20 protein-coding genes and 1 pseudogene are annotated in these 17,411 nt (G+C 70.8%); 10 read left to right on the forward strand and 11 right to left on the reverse strand.

The genetic code is table 11. From position 1 onward, the window contains the following. Positions 1-511 (reverse strand): annotated as a pseudogene (locus tag E1294_RS53610) (hypothetical protein); the annotation flags it as partial. Further along, positions 508-1,020, reverse strand: coding sequence for a SigE family RNA polymerase sigma factor (locus E1294_RS44490; RefSeq protein WP_080047132.1), 513 nt, complete (start codon positions 1,018-1,020; stop codon positions 508-510). The pseudogene E1294_RS53610 and the gene E1294_RS44490, both read right to left, overlap by 4 nt. 281 nt (positions 1,021-1,301) lie before the next feature. Here E1294_RS44490 and E1294_RS44495 point away from each other — a divergent pair, with 281 nt between their 5' ends. From E1294_RS44495 to era, 8 genes are all read left to right on the forward strand, one after another. Further along, a complete protein-coding gene (locus E1294_RS44495) occupies positions 1,302-1,646 on the forward strand; it encodes a histidine triad nucleotide-binding protein (protein WP_132517572.1) in 345 nt (114 codons plus the stop codon). 117 nt (positions 1,647-1,763) lie between these two features. After that, positions 1,764-2,819: a PhoH family protein gene (locus E1294_RS44500; protein WP_132517574.1), complete on the forward strand. Its 1,056-nt coding sequence runs from the start codon at positions 1,764-1,766 to the stop codon at positions 2,817-2,819. After that, positions 2,809-3,285 carry an rRNA maturation RNase YbeY gene (gene ybeY / locus E1294_RS44505; protein ID WP_132517576.1) on the forward strand — a complete coding sequence of 159 codons (477 nt, stop codon included), beginning with the start codon at positions 2,809-2,811 and terminating at the stop codon, positions 3,283-3,285. The genes E1294_RS44500 and ybeY overlap by 11 nt, the downstream gene beginning before the upstream one ends. Further along, on the forward strand, positions 3,258-4,577 hold the full coding sequence (locus E1294_RS44510; protein WP_246083720.1) for a hemolysin family protein: 1,320 nt from the start codon (positions 3,258-3,260) through the stop codon (positions 4,575-4,577). Before ybeY ends, E1294_RS44510 begins: the two co-directional genes overlap by 28 nt. Positions 4,578-4,890: 313 nt before the next feature. Beyond that, the gene (locus E1294_RS44515; protein WP_132517578.1) at positions 4,891-5,526 is read left to right on the forward strand and encodes a hypothetical protein; all 636 of its coding nucleotides are present in this window, start codon (positions 4,891-4,893) and stop codon (positions 5,524-5,526) included. Between the two features lie 51 nt (positions 5,527-5,577). Further along, positions 5,578-5,895 (forward strand): cytidine/deoxycytidylate deaminase family protein, encoded by a 318-nt coding sequence (locus E1294_RS44520; protein ID WP_132517580.1) that lies wholly within the window; start codon positions 5,578-5,580, stop codon positions 5,893-5,895. A 7-nt stretch (positions 5,896-5,902) separates the two neighbouring features. Beyond that, positions 5,903-6,373, forward strand: a complete 471-nt coding sequence (locus E1294_RS44525; RefSeq protein ID WP_165977829.1) for an NUDIX domain-containing protein — start codon at positions 5,903-5,905, stop codon at positions 6,371-6,373. Between the two features lie 18 nt (positions 6,374-6,391). After that, positions 6,392-7,300, forward strand: a complete 909-nt coding sequence (gene era / locus E1294_RS44530) for a GTPase Era (protein ID WP_246083721.1) — start codon at positions 6,392-6,394, stop codon at positions 7,298-7,300. A 68-nt stretch (positions 7,301-7,368) separates the two neighbouring features. Here the strand turns inward: era and E1294_RS44535 are convergent, their stop codons facing one another. The 9 genes from E1294_RS44535 to E1294_RS44575 form a co-directional block, all read right to left on the reverse strand. Continuing rightward, the gene (locus E1294_RS44535) at positions 7,369-8,805 is read right to left on the reverse strand and encodes an MmgE/PrpD family protein (RefSeq protein ID WP_246083722.1); all 1,437 of its coding nucleotides are present in this window, start codon (positions 8,803-8,805) and stop codon (positions 7,369-7,371) included. Between the two features lie 92 nt (positions 8,806-8,897). Further along, positions 8,898-9,710, reverse strand: a complete 813-nt coding sequence (locus E1294_RS44540) for a cyclase family protein (RefSeq protein WP_132517586.1) — start codon at positions 9,708-9,710, stop codon at positions 8,898-8,900. A gap of 399 nt (positions 9,711-10,109) precedes the next feature. Next, positions 10,110-10,580, reverse strand: coding sequence for a hypothetical protein (locus tag E1294_RS44545; RefSeq protein WP_132517588.1), 471 nt, complete (start codon positions 10,578-10,580; stop codon positions 10,110-10,112). A gap of 59 nt (positions 10,581-10,639) precedes the next feature. Beyond that, on the reverse strand, positions 10,640-11,491 hold the full coding sequence (locus E1294_RS44550) for an urease accessory protein UreD (RefSeq protein WP_246083723.1): 852 nt from the start codon (positions 11,489-11,491) through the stop codon (positions 10,640-10,642). Then, complete coding sequence (gene ureG / locus E1294_RS44555; protein WP_132517590.1) at positions 11,491-12,165, reverse strand: urease accessory protein UreG; 675 nt, start codon at positions 12,163-12,165, stop codon at positions 11,491-11,493. The genes E1294_RS44550 and ureG overlap by 1 nt, the downstream gene beginning before the upstream one ends. Positions 12,166-12,180: 15 nt before the next feature. Next, positions 12,181-13,023, reverse strand: a complete 843-nt coding sequence (locus tag E1294_RS44560; RefSeq protein WP_132517592.1) for an urease accessory protein UreF — start codon at positions 13,021-13,023, stop codon at positions 12,181-12,183. Beyond that, positions 13,023-14,741 (reverse strand): urease subunit alpha, encoded by a 1,719-nt coding sequence (locus tag E1294_RS44565; RefSeq protein ID WP_132517594.1) that lies wholly within the window; start codon positions 14,739-14,741, stop codon positions 13,023-13,025. Before E1294_RS44565 ends, E1294_RS44560 begins: the two co-directional genes overlap by 1 nt. A gap of 7 nt (positions 14,742-14,748) precedes the next feature. Further along, entirely contained in the window at positions 14,749-15,060 is a 312-nt protein-coding gene (locus tag E1294_RS44570) for an urease subunit beta (protein WP_132517596.1), read from the reverse strand. Continuing rightward, positions 15,057-15,359, reverse strand: coding sequence for an urease subunit gamma (locus E1294_RS44575; protein ID WP_132517598.1), 303 nt, complete (start codon positions 15,357-15,359; stop codon positions 15,057-15,059). Before E1294_RS44575 ends, E1294_RS44570 begins: the two co-directional genes overlap by 4 nt. A gap of 199 nt (positions 15,360-15,558) precedes the next feature. Here E1294_RS44575 and urtA point away from each other — a divergent pair, with 199 nt between their 5' ends. Together urtA and urtB are read left to right on the forward strand one after the other, a co-directional pair. Beyond that, complete coding sequence (gene urtA, locus E1294_RS44580; RefSeq protein WP_132517600.1) at positions 15,559-16,764, forward strand: urea ABC transporter substrate-binding protein; 1,206 nt, start codon at positions 15,559-15,561, stop codon at positions 16,762-16,764. Beyond that, on the forward strand, positions 16,764-17,411 hold a 648-nt coding region (urtB, locus tag E1294_RS44585), incomplete at its 3' end, for an urea ABC transporter permease subunit UrtB (RefSeq protein WP_132517602.1). The genes urtA and urtB, both read left to right, overlap by 1 nt.

Raw genomic sequence — 17,411 nt, forward strand, 5'->3', positions numbered from 1 at the left:
GGCTGGGGGTGCCCGTGGGGCAGTCGGCCGCCGGCTCGGCCGGCTCGACGGTCGTCGACGGGCACGGGGTGGGCATAGGGCTGGACGAGGGCGACGGCGCCCTGGTCGAGTCGGCCGTCTTCGAGGTCCGCGGCGTCGGGGACCTCGACCCGGGCGGCACGAAGACGACCTCGGAGCGCGAGGGAACGGGCTTCTTCGGCGAGGGTTCGTGCGAGCGGGTGGTGGAGGAGTTGGACGGGACCTCGGAGGACTCGACACCGGCGGGCTGGACGGAGCTCTCCTCGGTGATCTGGGAGCGCAGCCCGGGAACCGTCATCACGATCGTCCCCGCCACGAGAAGGGTACTGGCGGCGGCCGCCCCCGCACGCCACCAGAACAGGTTACGAACGCCGCGCCGCTCGATGCGGGCACGGATGAGCTCCAGTCCTTCCGGCGAGGGCACGACCGCGTCCGCCTCCGCGCGGAGCGCACGACGCAGCGCGTCGCCGTACTCGTCGGGGGGCTGGGTCATGACATCTTCTCCAGAACGGATCGCAACGCGGCCATGCCACGAGCGGTGTGGCTCTTGACCGCCCCCTTGCTGATGCCCATGGCGTGGGCGATCTCAGCTTCGGACAGATCACCGTAATAGCGTAGGACCAGTGCCTCTCTCTGTCGGGTCGGCAGGGCTCGTAACGCCTCGATGACGGCGGAGCGTTCCAGCTCGCCGATCGCGCCGTTCTCGGCGCTCGGGGCGTCAGGCAGGCCCTTGGGGGCGTATTTCTCGACGACCGCGCGGTGACGCAGCACGGAACGGGACCGGTTGACGACGGATTGACGCAGGTAGGCGAGTGCTTTGTCGGGATCACGCAGCCTACGCCATGCACCATGAATGGCGACGAACGCATCCTGCACGACTTCCTCAGCGGTTGCTATGTCGCGCACCAGCAACACAGCGAGACGCACCAACGACCGGAAGTGCGCGCTGTAGAGCGCGGTAACGGCCATGTCGGCATCCCACCCGACCGGCACCGCCCCCATCGACCTGTCGGCCAGAAGGGTTTCGGTGGTCACATCAGTGGGACGCGCGGCCTTCCCTGAGGGTTTACGCTCTTCCGGTTCTTGAGGTTTCCCCGGTTCCTTAGGGTGCATTACCCAGTCGTGTTCCTCGCCAGGTGGCGCTCGCCCGACCCTGAATCGTGTTCTTTTTTGCTGAAGTGTCGCACACTCACCCTAACCGCGTGGATCTTCCTGCGCACGACACAGCTGATTACCGATTCGCAACGGACTCCTGACGGCGAGGCTGTCGATAGGGTACAGGTGTGAACGACTGCCTCTTCTGCAAAATCGTGGCCAAGGAGATCCCGGCCGAGATCGTCTACGAGACCGGCAGGGCACTGGCGTTCCGTGACATCAACCCGCAGGCCCCCACCCACGTGCTGGTGATCACGAAGGGGCACTACTCCGACGCGGCGGCGCTCGCCGACGCCGACGACGGGCTGGCCGACGAGGTGCTCAAGGCCGCCCACGCCGTGGCCGTCATGGAGGGCGTGGCGGAGGAGGGCTACCGCGTGGTGTTCAACACCGGGCCGGGCGCCGGGCAGACCGTCTTCCACGTGCACGCCCACGTCCTGGGCGGGCGTGCACTGACGTGGCCGCCGGGATAGCCGGACCTCTGATCCCCAACCCGGTGATATTGACGCGAGCAATCGGCGTCGTCCCGGATACGATGGGCTCAGAAGACACCGAAAGAGACCGGGAGGCATCAGGCCGCTGGCCTGCCCATGTCCGAACTACACGATTCCCGACGCACGGCACCTCCCTCGCGCACACAAGCCAAGGTGCTGATTCCGGACGAATACCCGATGGTCAGCCTCCTCGGCTCCCGTGACGAGCTGCTTCGCGTCATCGAGGGCGCCTTCAAGGCCGACATCCACGTACGCGGCAACGAGATCACCGTCACGGGCTCTCCCGACGAGAGCGGCACCGTGGTGCGGCTCTTCGAGGAGCTCGTCGAGGTGCTGCGCAGCGGCGGTGAGCTCACACCCGACGCGGTCGAGCGCAGCATCGCCATGCTCCGCATGACCTCCGACCGCCCCGCCGAGGTGCTCTCCCTCGACATCCTCTCCTCCCGCGGCCGCACGATCAGGCCGAAGACGGTCAACCAGAAGCGCTACGTCGACGCGATCGACAAGCACACGGTCGTGTTCGCCATCGGCCCCGCGGGCACCGGCAAGACCTATCTGGCGATGGCCAAGGCCGTGCGGGCGCTGCAGGAGAAGCGGGTCAACCGGATCATCCTGACCCGGCCCGCGGTCGAGGCGGGCGAACGGCTCGGCTTCCTGCCCGGCACCCTCTACGAGAAGATCGACCCCTATCTGCGGCCGCTCTACGACGCGCTGCACGACATGATCGACCCCGACTCCATCCCCAAGCTGATGGCCGCGGGCACGATCGAGGTCGCGCCACTCGCGTACATGCGCGGAAGAACGCTCAACGACGCGTTCATCATCCTCGACGAGGCGCAAAACTCCTCGGCCGAGCAGATGAAGATGTTCCTCACCCGGCTCGGGTTCAACTCCAAGATCGTGGTGACGGGCGACGTGACGCAGGTCGACCTGCCCGTGGGCACGGTGAGCGGGCTGAGGGTGGTGCAGGAGATCCTCGACGGCATCCCCGACATCCACTTCTCCCGTCTGAGCAGCTCCGACGTCGTACGCCACAAGCTGGTGAGCGACATCGTCGACGCCTACGGGCGCTACGACGCCTCCCGGGCCGCCCAGGAGCTAAAACCCGTCCAGCAGCGGGGGAAGCGGCGGGTGAGCGACCGTGAGCATTGAGCTGAACAACGAGTCCGGCGTCGAGGTCGACGAGGAGTCTCTGGGCGCCCTGGCCGCCCACGTGCTCGGCGAGATGGGCATCAACCCGCTCGCCGAGCTGTCCATCGTGATGGTCGACGAAGACACCATGGCCGAGCTGCACGAGAAGTGGATGGGTGAGCCGGGCCCGACCGACGTGCTGGCCTTCCCGATGGACGAGCTGCGTCCCGGCGGCGGCGCGCGCGGCGAGGCCGACGGCGCCGCCGATCCCGCGCTCCTGGGCGACGTCGTGCTCTGCCCGCACGTGGCCGCCAGGCAGGCGGCGGAGGCGGGTCACGGCACCGCCGACGAGCTTGAGCTGCTGTGCACCCACGGCATTCTCCACCTGCTCGGCTACGACCACGCCGAGCCTGAGGAGCACAAGGAGATGTTCGGCTTGCAGGCCCGGCTCCTCGAGTCGTGGCAGGAGGTGCGCAACTCGCGGTGAACGCCTGGTTGTTGCTGGTCATCGCCCTCGTGATCATCGGTGGCGTGATCGCCAGTGCGGAAACGGCACTGACGCGCATCTCCAGGGTGCGCGCCGAGGAGTTCGCGCGTGAGAGCCGGCGCGGCGGGGCGCGGCTGCAGGCCATCGTCAACGACCCGCCACGCTACCTCAACCTGCTGCTGTTGCTGAGGTTGAGCTGCGAGCTGGTCGCGACGGTCATCGCCACCCTGCTGTTCATCGACCTCCTGCACGACCAGGGCTGGGCCTACGTCTGGGCCGCCGTGGTGATGATCGTGATCAGCTATGTGGTGGTCGGGGTCATGCCGCGTACGCTGGGCCGCCAGCACGCCGAGCCGGTCGCGCTGGCCGGCGCCCCCATCGTGTACGGCCTGACCCGCATCTTCGGCCCCCTGCCCAAGCTGCTCATCCTGCTCGGCAACGCGCTGACCCCCGGCAAGGGGTTCCGCGACGGGCCGTTCACCTCGGAGGCCGAGCTGCGTGACCTGGTCGACCTGGCCGAGGAGCGCAGGGTGATCGAGCCCGACGAGCGCGAGATGATCCACTCGGTCTTCGAGCTGGGCGACACGCTGGTGCGCGAGGTCATGGTGCCCCGCACCGACATGGTCTACATCGAGCGTGGCAAGACGATCAGCCAGGCCCTGTCGCTGGCGTTGCGGAGTGGCTTCTCCCGCATCCCGGTCGTGGGCGAGAACGAGGACGACGTCGTCGGCATCGCCTATCTGAAGGACATCGCCCGCAAGATCCACGAGTCGGGTGAGGGCGGCGGCAAGGACACCGTCGAGTCGATCATGCGTCCGGCCGCGTACGTGCCCGAGAGCAAGCCCATCGACCAGCTCATGCGGGAGATGCAGGCCAGGCAGATCCACATCGCCATCGTCATCGACGAATACGGCGGCACGGCTGGGCTGGTCACGATCGAGGACGTCCTGGAGGAGATCGTCGGGGAGATCACCGACGAATACGACCAGGAGGCGCCGCGCGTCGAGCCCATGCCCGACGGCGGCATGCGGGTGACCGCGCGCATGCCGGTCGACGAGCTCGGCGAGCTGTTCGACAGGGAGATCGAGGTCGACGACGTGGAGACGGTGGGCGGCCTGCTGGCCCACGCGCTCGGGCGGGTGCCGATCGCCGGTTCGAACGCGCAGGTGGCCGGGCTCTCGCTGACCGCCGAGAGCCTCGCGGGACGCCGCAACCGCATCAGCACCGTGGTGGTGCGCCGGGTGGCGCCTCCCAAGGACGAGGCCGTTCCCGCCGTCGTCGAGCGGGAGTGACCCGCGAGCGGGGCATATACGGATGGATGCCGCAAGCGTTCTACAAGTGATCTGCAAGCTCCACAGGGCAGTCTTCTCACCAAGACATCCAGTGCGGTGGGTGTCAGGGAGCGTCAGAAGCCGGATGGGGTTCTCGGCAGGCTGGCGCTCCGGGGGGCGACGGCGTCGCGGCCTGCTAGGGGGCTGTGACGTCGGTCGGCGCAAGGGTGTTCTCGTCCAGGAAGCCGGATGAGAACACCCTTTTTGCGGGTTGGTGGGGACTTTGGTGGGTTGCTGCTTTCGCCGGTTGGGAAGGTTGCGACCAGGGGGAATCATGAGGCGCGAACCAGGGATCATCGGCTGCGGGCTGCTGGCCTGCGTTCTGGCCGGATGCGGTGGCGGGGCAGCGGGGAGTCACCTTGATCCCGGGGCCATGGCGCAGCTGCGCGAGGTGCTCAGCGAGGAGCCTCGGCTGCCCGACGGGTTCACGCCCAAGCCGGGGGAGGCGTGGCGGATACCGTTCGACAAGGCGGGCAAGAACTGCCGCACCATGCTCCTCCCAGCCGAGGGGCGGGCCCCGAGCCAGGCGCTGACCGCCCAGGTGGCGGTCAGCTACGCCGGCGACAACCTGGGCGAGCAGGCCGGGGTCGCGCTCGCCAGGTACACCGGCGGCGAGGCGGCCGGACACCTCGACGAGCTGGCCGACGCGCTGGAGTCGTGCCGGCGCGTCAGCTCCCCTTCCGGCACCGACCTGCGCTCGCGGGAGCTGCCGATCGAGGACGTGGGGGACGAGGCCGTGGGCGCACGGCTGACCGGCCGGCTGAACGGCTACCCGTACGCGATGGACGTGGTGTTGTCGCGGGCCGGCGACACGCTGGTGTCGGTGGTGCACACCGGTCTGGAGGACGTGGACGCCGGACGTACCCGTGCGATGGTCGACGCGGTCATCACCATGGCGGGGGACCGCTGAGCCGGACCCTCGCCGTCATCCACTGGGCGGATCACTCGCTAGCCTGTTCCCGTGACTCTCGATCCGGAAGACAGCAAGATCGTCCTTTTGGCCCGGTCCACCAGGGCCCGCAACGGCTCCGCGGAAGGAGCCGCCGTGCGCGACGAGACCGGCCGCACCTACGCGGCGACGAACGTGGCACTGGAGGCGCTGACGCTGTCGGCCGTGCAGGTCGCGGTGGCCATGGCGATCTCCAGCGGGGCACGGTCGCTGGAGGCCGCCGCGCTGGTGAGCGAGGGCGGGCCGGGCGCCGCCGACGAGGCCGTGGCCGCCGAGCTGGGCGTCAAGGCGCTGCTCGTGGCCGGCCCCGACGGCACGGTGCGGGGCTGACATGCCCATGTCGCCCTTTCTGGCGCGACTGCGGGAGAAGGTCGGCACCGACCTGCTGATGCTGCCGTCGGCCTCCGGCTTCGTGTTCGACGACGAGGGCAGGCTCCTGGTGGCCCGGCACGGCGACGTGGGGCTCTGGGCGGCTCCGGGCGGCGGCATCGATCCCGACGAGCGGCCGGCGGACGCCGTGGTCAGGGAGCTGCACGAGGAGCTCGGCCTCGACATAGAGACGCTGGGACTGATCGGTGTGTACGGCGGCCCCGAGTTCCGCACCGTCTACCCCAACGGCCACCAGGTCGGCTACGTCATCGCGGTGTACGCCTGCGCGGTCGTCGCCGGGCGTCCCGAACCCGACGGCGTGGAGATCGACGACTTCCGCTGGGTGTCGGAGCAGGAGCTCGCCGGGCTAAAGATGACCCCGTGGACCCCGCTCGTGGCGCCGGAGGCGTTCGCCTGGTGGCGTGAACACGTCGGTTGATAGGCCACAATGCACAGTGTGACTTCGCCAGACAACCATCGCGCCGGATTCGCCTGCTTCGTGGGGAGGCCGAACGTCGGCAAGTCCACTTTGATGAACGCCCTCGTCGGCGGCAAGGTGGCGATCACCTCGTCCAAGCCGCAGACCACCAGGCGCGTCATCAGGGGCATCGTGCACCGTCCCGACGCCCAGCTCGTCATCGTCGACACGCCGGGGCTGCACCGCCCGCGCACGCTGCTCGGCGAGCGGCTCGACAGCCTGGTGTTGTCCACGCTGACCGAGGTCGACGCGATCGGTTTCTGCGTGCCGGCCAACGAGCCGATCGGCAAGGGCGACCGGTTCATCTCCGACAAGCTGGCGGCGGTGAAGAAGACTCCGGTCGTCGCGGTGGTGACCAAGTGTGACCTGGCGAGCAAGGAGCAGATCGCCGAACAGCTGCTGGCGGTTTCTGACGTGGGAGAGTTCGCCGCCATCGTGCCCGTGTCGGCGCAGTCGGGTGACCAGCTCGACGTGCTGGCCGACGTGCTGATCGAGCACATGCCCGAGTCGCCGCCGCTTTATGAGGACGGCCGGCTCACCGACGAGCCCGAGCAGATCCTGGTCGGCGAGCTGATCAGGGAGGCGGCGCTGGAGGGAGTGCGTGACGAGCTGCCCCACTCGATCGCCGTCGTCGTGGACGAGATGTTGCCCAGAGAGGGGCGCGACGGCCTGCTCGACATCTACGCGCACCTGTTCGTGGAGCGGCCGTCCCAGAAGGCGATCGTCATCGGGCACAAGGGCACGCGGCTGCGCGAGGTGGGCACCAAGGCTCGCCAGCAGATCGAAGGGCTGCTGGGCACCCGGGTCTTCCTCGACCTGCGCATCAGCGTGGCCAAGGACTGGCAGCGCGACCCGAAGCAGCTGCGCCGCCTGGGCTTCTACGACTGACGAGCGGCCGGGGCAGGTGTGCTCCGACGGCATCGTCGAACACGGTTTTCTCCAGCGGCGGTCCCGGGTCAGCCCGGTGTGGGCGACGGCGGGCGGGTGGCGACGAGGGCCGGCTGGAGCAGGCCGGTGACGTCGTCGCGGGCCGCCAGCCCGCGGACCTGCCGGGCGAGCGCCGCGACGGCCTCAGGCGGGAGCACGCGCGAGGCGTTCAGCCGGTACTTCTCCTCCAGTTCGTCCATGCTCAGCGGATGCTCGGGCCCGCCCCGCGAGCTGTGCACCCGGTGCTCCAGCCGCCGCCCGTCCTTGGTGCGCACGCGCAGCACGGCCGAGAACGCCAGCGGGAACTCCTCCGTGCACACCTCGTCGGCCCCCACCCGCACCCGAGCGGCCAGGGCGAGCCGCTTCTCGTCGCGGAAGGCGGCCTCGGTGAAGTCGTCGAGGTGCAGCCCGAGCCCGCCGCCGCCGACCAGCGCGCTGGCCACCGTGTACGGCCCCGAGAACTTGGCGTGGTACGGAGTCCGGGGCCGCACCTTCTCCTCGTACGGCTCACCGATCGTGCGCAGCGGCGCGGCCGCCACGCCCAGCTCGATCTCCGCCACGTCGTCGGCCCGCAGCCCCTGCGCCCGCAGCGCGAGCGCGGCGTCGATGCCAGGGTGGGTGAAATGGTTGGACGGGTACGGCTTGTAGACCGTACGCAGCAGTTCCCACCGCTCGCCGAGCCCGTCGGTGATCGCTGCCGCGTCGTAACGCCCGTCGAGGAACGCCTGGAAGAAACCGAATCGCCCCTCGAAGACCGTCGGTGGCCCGGTCACCCCCTCGGCGGCCATCATGGCGGCGACGACGCCCGCGTGGGCCGCCCAGCCGCAGTGGACACGTTTGACGGTGCCGCCGGTGCGGTTGGCCTCGATGACCCCGGCTCCCATGCTCGCGGCGATGCCCATGGCCGCCGCGATGCCGCCGGCGTCCAGGTTCATGAGCAGGGCCGACGCGGCGGCGGCGCCGACGGTGCCGCAGATGGACGTGGCGTGCCAGCCTTTCTCGAAGAACAGCGAGTTACGCAGCTCGGGCAGGTAGGAGGCCATGCCGAGCCGGTTGGTGATCTCGTTGCCCACGGCGATGGCCTGGCACAGCGCCGCCCCGGTAGTGCGCGCCGACTCCGCGACCGCCAGCGCGGCGGGCACGACGGAGGCGGACGGGTGGAGCACCGAGGGCAGGTGCGTGTCGTCGAAGTCGAGTGCGTGCGCGAGTGTGCCGTTGACCAGGGCGGCCGACGGCGCGGGAAGCGCGAGCGGGTGGCCGAGCACGGAGGACTCACCGGCTCCGCCCCACCGGCCGGCCAGCCGCCGCACCGCCTCGTGCGGCTCGTCGTGGCCGGTGAGCTCCAGGGCGGCCAGACCGTTGCCGAACATGTCGAGCACGCGACCCGTGACGTCGTCCATGACGGGCGCGGGCAGCCCTGCGCGGGCGTCCGCGGCGAACTCGGCGAGGGCGGTCACGATGGTCACAGCGGCCGCCCCAGCGGAACGGGCCGGACCCGGTGCGGCGGGCGTCCCCAGGGGAGTGCCGGGCGCGCCGGAAGGGGTGGAGGGAGTGCCGGTCATGGCGCGAGCACCGCGAGCGGCCGTACGGGGGCGCCGGTGGCGCCGACGACGTGCAGCGGGTTGATCACGAGCAGGAACTCGGGCGCGCCTAGTTCGCGCAGCCGGGTCAGCCGCATGGTCTCCACGATGTTCACCCCGGCCTCCACCAGGAGGATGCGGTGCACCGGCAGCGTGGCGTGGCCGCGTCCGGCCGCGATGTGCTCGAACGCGATGGTCTCGCCGCCGGCCACCGAGACGCCCCGCTCGACCAGCCAGCGGGCGGCGTCGGCGCCGGGCCCGGGTACGCCGCCGTCCTCGCCGACGAAGCGGGACGGCCGGTTCCATTCGAGCGACCAGCCGGTGCCGATCAGCACCGCGTCGCCGGGCCGGATGGCCACGCCGGTCCTGTCCAGCGCCGCCTGCAGGTCGTCCCGCGTCACCTCATATCCGGGCGGCAACACGTCCACGCCGTGCACGGCGGTCACGTCGAGCAGCACGCCGCGCCCCACGTACGGGGGGAAGGTGTCGATGCCGAGCCGGGACAGCCCCTGGTGCGACTGGATGCCCGCGACCTCGACCCCGCCGTACGCGTGCCCGTCGTGGGAGACGTGGCCGAGCGCGTCGACGTGGGTGCCCACGTGGCCGCCGGTCACGATCAGCTCGTTGGCGGCCGACCCGCCGTCCTCGCGCACCATGTCGCCGTGGCGGCGCTCGATGACCATCCGGAACCTCGGATGGTTCGGCGATTGGGGCATGCCCGCCCGCATGGGCTGGGCGAGGTCCACGATCTCGGCGCCGTCGAGCTGCTGCCAGAGCGTCGTCCCTGTCATCACCATGCACCTGCGGCGTGCAGGCTCCGACCCTCAGGGCAGGGAGGAAACGCGGAAACTCGGATCATGGTGGGGTCCCGATTCTGTCAGCGATGTTCGGTGGAGGTTCGGCGTGTCGCGTTAGCGTTTCAACTGCATGTGTGGATTGTCGCAGCAACCCGAACATCGTTCATCCTGGGCATCGTTCACGTGACAAGGAGGAGCACCGGATCCTTCCGCCGCTTCCCCCGCCGTGAGGTTGCGCTCAAGCGCGTCTCTGCGGCGACCACGAGTCTGGGATCCGCTGGGCGGGCGCTGCAGGAAACACGATGGCTTTGCGGGCACAACAGAGGCGGCATGCTCAGAACGTCGGTGACGTCCGTACGGCGCGCCGCTTCAGACGTCGCCTGACCGGGGTCGTCAGCCGCGGCGGACCAGGGCCGCGACGGCCAGCAGGATCACCCCGACGGCCGACGCCAGCGCCGCGAACCAGCCGAACCTGATCACCGGCTCGATCGACAGCAGGTCACCGAGGTCGACGGAGACACGGTCGCGCAGGCCACGGTCGCCGGTCACGAACGACACCAGCACCAGCACCGCCGCGCCTCCCGGGACGGCGGCCAGCGCGGCCAGCCGGGGACGCCCGAGCACACCGGCGAACCCGCACGCCAGCGCCGCCAGCCCGGCCACCAGGGTGTAGACGCCGGCCGCGGCGTCGACGCCGCGGACGTCATCGGCCACCGCACCACCGATGAGCTCGCTGCGCGCCTCCACCCCCGCCCAGGGCAGGACCGCGCAGGACATCAGCAGGGCGCCCGCGATCACGACGCCCATCGGGGCGCCGCGGCGGGCGCGCGGCCGGGTGGGTGTGGGCTGCGGGAAATCGGCCACACGATCAGAGTAAGCCGGACCCCGGCCCGCCACCAGCGGCATCCACGAAACCCGCTACTTCACGCGACGAAGCCATCACCGATCCGCGACCCGCCCGTTCCCCTCTCTCCAGCCGCGTCCGCGGTCACCGATGCGTGAGCCGCCCGTTCCCCCCACTCCAGCCGCGACCGCAGCTGCACCGCGTCGGCGGCCAGGGCGGACACCAGGGTGCCGGACCCGGCCAGCGGCAGCACGGCGACCCCGTCGGCCACGACCGTCTCCCCCGCGGACGCCGTGAGGAACGTGTTGCCGACGCAGCGGGCCGCGCCATAGACGGCGGGGGAGGCGTCGAGGGCCGGGTCGCCGACCGTGAACTCCTGCCGGAGCAGCGGCAGGCCGCCGCAGGTGGCGTCGAAGCGGGCATGGCAGCGGCCCGACGTCTCACCGTGCCGGCCGAAGACGATCTCCTCCCGCCACAACACGCTCGCGTCCGGCTCCAGCGCGAGCCGTACCAGCAGGCGGTGCTCGCACCCGGCGGCGAGCACCGTCGGCTCGGGCGTGAAGCGGAGCGTGGCGCCCGTGCCCACCCGGGCGGTGACCAGCAGCTCCGACACGCCCTCCCCGGGCAGGACCAGCGTGCTCGCGACCGAGCCGAACTCCAGCGTGGTGCGCGGGGCGACGTCGAGGTCCAGGGCGAGCCGGTCGCCGCCGAGCGGGCCCGCCGCGGTGGAGACGAGATGGACGGCGTACGGGCCGGTCTGGCGCAACGTCAGCGGCGGCGCCGAGGCCAGCCGCCGCACGACGGTCGTGCCGTCCCGCGCCGGCGCGGTCGCCACGGCGGCGCACGCCCGCATGCTCCCGGGCGCGGCCCGGCGTCCCGAGCCGGTGCCTGTGTGCGCGGTGTCCGCGCGGCGGGCCGTGTCGCCGCGCATCAGGAGAGGGGTGCCGGGTGGGCGTGCGACCAGGCGCGCACCTGCTCCGCGACCCAGCCGGCCACGTCGCCGACCGCCGGGTCCCGCCTGATCGAGGTGAACATGACCGGCCGCTCGCCCCGGACAGCCGACGCGTCGCGCGCCATCACGCCCAGGTCGGCGCCCACCATCGAAGCCAGGTCGGTCTTGTTGACCACAAGCAGGTCCGCCGACGTGACCCCCGGTCCGCCCTTGCGCGGCACCTTGTCGCCGCCCGACACGTCCAGCACGAAGATCTGCCGGTCGGCCAGCCCTCGGCTGAACGTCGCCGTCAGGTTGTCGCCGCCGCTCTCCACGATCACCAGGTCCAGCGGGCCGAAACGGTGTTCCAGTGTCTCCACGGCGTCGAGGTTCGCGGCGATGTCGTCGCGGATGGCGGTGTGGGGGCAGCAGCCGGTCTCCACGGCCAGGATGCGCTCCTCGTCGAGTACGCCCGCACCGCGCAGGAAATCGGCGTCTTCGGTGGTGTAGATGTCGTTCGTCACCACGCCCAGCGACAGCGACGGGCCCAGCGCCCGGCACAGCGCGGCGACCAGGGCCGTCTTGCCGCTGCCCACGGGACCGCCCACCCCGAGCCGCAGCGCCCTGCCCCGGCCGTCGGGGGCGTGGTGGTGATCGTCATGATGGATGCCCATCGTCGAGGTCCTTTCCTAGGAGACGAACAACCTGATCTCGGCCCGGGCATGTTGCTCGGCCAGAAGGTCAAGGGCCGGCGCCGAGTAGGCGGGCAACGCCGCCCAGCGCACCTGGACGCTGCCGGGTTGCGCTGCCGGGGCCGCCGGATCTGGCCGCACGCCTGCATCCGTGGGGTCAGGTTGCGGTGGTGCGTGAGCGGTTTTGGGGTGAGGTGGTGGGTGCTCGGTCGTGACAGCCATGCAGGCGTCGGCGGCCACGGTGCCCAGCGCGGGCGTGAGGTCGGCCAGCAGGCCGTGCACGGCGACCGGGTCCAGGCCGAGCAGGCGTACCGCCGCCGTGGCCGGGCCGCTGACCGCGTGGTACGCCACCGCCAGCGCGGCGTCCTCGGGCGCCGCTCTCGCCGCGTGCGCCGCCGCCCCGAGCGCGACCGGATGATGCGGATGCGGTACGGCCCGCGCCAGCTCGTCCAGCACCGGCGACGGCCACACCCGCCGGGCGACCCTGAGCAGCAGCCTGCCCTGCGTCCTGGAGACCTCCCGCTGAGCGGGTGAGGCGGTCCTGGCGTCCACCTCCCTGTCGAGCGTCACCCACGGGCCCGCGTCACCCCCGGCCTGCCCGCCCGGGAGCCGGTGTGGTGGGGCGGTGGCGGGCGGCGTACCGGCGGCTTGGGCGCAGGCGGCGGCGGCGAGGGCGGCTGCGAGCGCGCCCGCCGTGTGGAGGCGGCCGCGCAGGAAGCGCGCGAGTGAGGGCACGTCGTGCACCGCCCCCGAGGTGATGGCCTGTTCGGTGCCGCCCGAGTGGGCGTGGCCGCCGGCCGGGAGGCGGGAGTCGGTGAGGAGGAGCAGGGCAGGGTGCATCAGAAGAGGAAGTACCGCTGGGTCATGGGCAGGCGGGCGGCCGGGGCGGGCTCGATGAGCTCGCCGTCGACGCGGACCTCGAACGTGTCGGGCGCGACCTCGATCCTGGGCAGGGCGTCGTTGAGGGGCATCGCGGACTTGCCGCGCCGGCGTACGTCCTGGACGGGCGCCAGACGGCGGCGCACCGCGAGGCGGTCGGTGAGGCCCGCGTCCAGGGCTGCGGGCGCGACAAAGTGGAGCGAGGTGGCGGCGGCCGTGACCGGCGACGCGCCGAACATGGGGCGGGGCAGCACCGGCTGGGGCGTCGGGATGGAGGCGTTGGCGTCGCCCATCTGGGCCCACGCCACGACGCCGCCCTTCAGCACCAGGTCGGGCTTGACCCCGAAGAAGGCCGGGCTCCACACCACGAGGTCGGCGAGCTTGCCGAGCTCGACGGAGCCGAGCTCGGCGTCCAGCCCGTGGGCGATAGCAGGACATATCGTATATTTCGCGATATAGCGCTGCGCCCGCAGATTGTCCGCCGGCCCTCCGCCGAGTGCCCCCTGCCGCCCCTTCATCACGTGGGCCGTCTGCCACGTACGGATGATCGTCTCCCCGATCCGGCCCATCGCCTGCGAGTCGGAACCGATCATCGAGATCGCACCGAGGTCGTGCAGCACGTCCTCGGCCGCCATCGTCGCGGGCCTGATGCGCGACTCGGCGAAGGCCAGGTCCTCGGGAATCGACGGGTTGAGATGGTGGCAGACCATCAGCATGTCGAGGTGCTCGTCGAGCGTGTTGGCGGTGTGCGGCCGGGTGGGGTTGGTGGAGGACGGCAGGATGTTGGGCTGACCGGCCACGCGGATGATGTCGGGCGCGTGCCCGCCGCCCGCCCCTTCCGTGTGGTACGCGTGGATCGTCCGGTCGCCGATGGCCTTGAGCGTCGACTCGACGAACCCGGCCTCGTTCAGCGTGTCGGTGTGCAGCGTCACCTGCACGCCCGCCGCGTCGGCCACGCTCAGGCAGGCGTCGATGGCAGCGGGCGTCGAGCCCCAGTCCTCGTGCAGCTTGAAGCCGGAGGCCCCGGCCGCGAGCTGCTCGCGCAGCCCTTCGGCACTGACCGTGTTGCCCTTGCCGAGCAGCGCGAAGTTCAGCGGGTACGCGTCCAGCGACTCCAGCATCCGGCCGAGGTACCAGGCCCCGGTGACGGTCGTCGCCTTGGTGCCCTCGACGGGTCCCGTGCCGCCCCCGACGATCGTGGTGACCCCGGACGCGATGGCCTCGTCGAGGAGTTGCGGGCAGATGAGGTGGACGTGGGAGTCGACGGCCCCGGCGGTGAGGATCTTGCCGTTGCCCGCCAGCACCTCCGTGGACGGCCCGATGACCAGGTCGACGCCGTCCATCGTGTCGGGGTTGCCCGCCTTGCCGATGGCGTATACGCGGCCGTCGCGGACGCCGACGTCGGCCTTCACCACGCCCCAGTGGTCGAGGATGACCGCGCCGGTGATGACCAGGTCGGCCGCGCCCTCCGCGCGGGTGGCCCGCGCCTGGCCCATCGACTCGCGGATGACCTTGCCGCCGCCGAAGACGGCCTCCTCGCCGGCCCCCGCGGGGCCCATCGCGCGGTCCTCGGTGACCTCGATGAACAGGTCGGTGTCGGCCAGCCGGATCCGGTCGCCGGTGGTGGGCCCGTAGAGCGCCGCATAACGGGCGCGCGAGATGCGGGCCCCGTCAGCCATCGATCCGTCACCCATCGAGCGGCCCCGCCCACTCCTGCCGCAGGCCCGGCACGACCCGGCCGCCCGCGATCGGCACCAGCGTCACATCGCGCTCGACGCCGGGCTCGAACCTCATCGCCGTCCCCGACGGCACGTCGAGCCGCATCCCCCAGGCCGCCTTCCTGTCGAACTCCAGCCCCGGGTTGGCGGCCGCGAAATGGTAGTGGGAGCCCACCTGTACTGGCCGGTCGGCGGTATTGACCACCCGCACCGTCACCCGCTCGCGCCCCGGGTTGAGCTCGATCGCGCCCTCGGGGTGGGCGTATTCGCCCGGGATCACGGGATCGGCCTGTGCACGGTGACCAGCTTCGTGCCGTCGGGGAACGTGGCCTCGATCTGCACGCTCTCCAGCATCTCCGGCACGCCGTCCATGACGTCGGCGCGGTCGAGCACCGACCGCCCGGCCTCCATCAGGTCGGCGACGCTGCGCCCGTCTCTGGCGCCCTCCATGAGGAACGACGCGATGACGGCGGTGGCCTCGGGGTGGTTGAGCCGCAGGCCCCTGGCCTGCCGCTCGCGCGCCACCCCGGCGGCGACGTGGATGAGCAGCCGTTCCTGCTCGTGTGGGGTTAGCCGCATGGCCGGACCATAAGAACCGGCCGTTTCCTGGTTGTTGCCGCGTGATGTCGGGTCGGTTTCGCCCTCACGCTGAACCGCCGTATGTCGAAATATGTGCGCTTGTGAACGTCCGGCAATCGCCTCTTAACACGCGGGATCTTCCTGCGAAATCTCGCGGAGTCACCTTTCTCGCAGTACCGGTCGGCAGGAAGGAACGGCTGTGCGCATCTCCCGCCCGATTGTCTCCGCGATACTCCTGTTATCCCTTGCGGCCTGCGGATCGGACGCCCGGCCGGCCGCCGACGCCAAAGGGATCAAGGTCGGCATCCTCCACTCGCTCAGCGGCACGATGGCCATCAGCGAGGTCACCGTGCGCGACGCCGAACTGCTCGCCATCGAGGAGATCAACAAGGCCGGCGGCGTGCTCGGCAAACAACTCGTCCCCGTGGTGGAGGACGGCGCCTCCGACTGGCCCACGTTCGCCGAGAAGGCCACGAAACTGATCAGGCAGGACAAGGTCGCCACCGTCTTCGGCGGCTGGACGTCGGCCAGCAGGAAGGCGATGCTCCCGGTCTTCGAACGCTACAAGGCCCTGCTGTGGTATCCGGTGCAGTACGAAGGGCTGGAGAGCTCGCCGTACATCTTCTACACGGGGGCCACCACCAACCAGCAGATCATCCCCGGCCTCGACTACCTGAAGGAACAGGGCAAGAAGCGGTTGTTCCTGGTGGGCAGCGACTACGTCTTCCCCCGCACCGCCAACAAGATCATCAAGGCGTACGCGGCCGCGAACGGCATGGAGATCCTCGGTGAGGAGTACACCCCGCTCGGCCACACCGAATACTCCACACTGGTCAACAAGGTCGTGCAGGCCAAGCCGGACGCCGTCTTCAACACCCTCAACGGTGACTCGAACGTCGCGTTCTTCAAGCAGCTCAAGAGCGCGGGCGCCACGGCGGAGAGCATGCCCGTGTTGTCGGTGAGCATCGCCGAGGAGGAGGTCACCGGCATCGGCGTGGACAACGTCGTCGGCCAGCCGGTCGCCTGGAACTACTACCAGACCACCGACACCCCCGCCAACAAGGCGTTCGTCAAGGCGTACAAGGCCAAGTACGGACAGGACAAGGTCACCAGCGACCCCATGGAGGCCGGCTACAACGCCGTCTACCTGTGGGCCGAGGCCGTCAAGAAGGCAGGCACGACCGGTGTCGAGGCGGTCAGGAAGGCCGCGGGCGGCATCGCGCTCGAACGCCCCGAGGGCCTGGTCACCATCGACGGCGAGAGCCAGCACCTGTACAAGACCGCCCGCATCGGCATCGTCCAGCCCGACGGGCTGATCAAGCAGGTGTGGGACTCCGGCGAGCCGATCAAACCCGACCCCTACCTCAAGGGCTACCCGTGGGCGGCCGGGCTGGCCGGCCAGTGATGTCCGCCTTCGTCAACCAGCTGCCGATCGGGTTGTCGATCGGGGCGGTGCTGCTGCTCATCGCGCTCGGGCTCACGTTCACGTTCGGGCAGATGGGCGTGATCAACATGGCGCACGGCGAGTTCATCATGGCCGGGGCGTACACCGCGTTCCTGCTGGGCGACCTCGTGCCGGCGCTGCCGGTGGCGTTCCTGGTCGCCGGGGCCATGGGGCTGATCCTGGAGCGGGTCGCCATCCGGCACTTCTACGGCCGCCCGCTGGACACGCTGCTGCTCACCTGGGGCGTCAGCCTGGTGCTGCAGCAGCTCGCCCGGGACCTGTTCGGCGCGCCCAACGTGCAGGTGCCCGCCCCCTCGTGGCTGGCGGGAGGGGTGGGCCTCCTGCCCTACAACCGGCTGTTCATCATGGGGCTGGCGGTGGCCGGGGTGGTCGCCGTCTGGGCGTATCTCACCCGCACCGGGCTCGGCCGCAGGACCCAGGCCGTCGTGCAGAACCGGCGGCTGGCCGCGACCAGCGGCATCGACACCGGCCGGGTGGACATGCTGACCTTCTTCATCGGGTCGGGGCTGGCGGGCGTGGCCGGGGTGGCGCTGACGCTCATCGGGCCCGTCGGGCCGGCGCTCGGCACGTACTACATCGTCGACGCG

This window comes from Nonomuraea diastatica (assembly GCF_004349015.1).
Classification (GTDB): Bacteria; Actinomycetota; Actinomycetes; order Streptosporangiales; family Streptosporangiaceae; genus Nonomuraea; species Nonomuraea diastatica.

Bases quoted from the DNA above. Each gene is read 5' to 3' on its own strand.
- E1294_RS44540 (WP_132517586.1), bottom strand. From the start codon at position 9,710: ATGACAGGGACGACGCTCTGGCAGCAGCTCGACGGCGCCGAGATCGTG.
- E1294_RS44550 (WP_246083723.1), bottom strand. From the start codon at position 11,491: ATGCGCGGCGACACGGCCCGCCGCGCGGACACCGCGCACACAGGCACC.
- ureG (WP_132517590.1), bottom strand. From the start codon at position 12,165: ATGGGCATCCATCATGACGATCACCACCACGCCCCCGACGGCCGGGGC.
- E1294_RS44500 (WP_132517574.1), top strand. From the start codon at position 1,764: ATGTCCGAACTACACGATTCCCGACGCACGGCACCTCCCTCGCGCACA.
- E1294_RS44560 (WP_132517592.1), bottom strand. From the start codon at position 13,023: ATGCACCCTGCCCTGCTCCTCCTCACCGACTCCCGCCTCCCGGCCGGC.
- E1294_RS44515 (WP_132517578.1), top strand. From the start codon at position 4,891: ATGAGGCGCGAACCAGGGATCATCGGCTGCGGGCTGCTGGCCTGCGTT.
- E1294_RS44575 (WP_132517598.1), bottom strand. From the start codon at position 15,359: ATGCGGCTAACCCCACACGAGCAGGAACGGCTGCTCATCCACGTCGCC.
- E1294_RS44565 (WP_132517594.1), bottom strand. From the start codon at position 14,741: ATGGCTGACGGGGCCCGCATCTCGCGCGCCCGTTATGCGGCGCTCTAC.
- E1294_RS44490 (WP_080047132.1), bottom strand. From the start codon at position 1,020: ATGGGGGCGGTGCCGGTCGGGTGGGATGCCGACATGGCCGTTACCGCG.
- E1294_RS44525 (WP_165977829.1), top strand. From the start codon at position 5,903: ATGTCGCCCTTTCTGGCGCGACTGCGGGAGAAGGTCGGCACCGACCTG.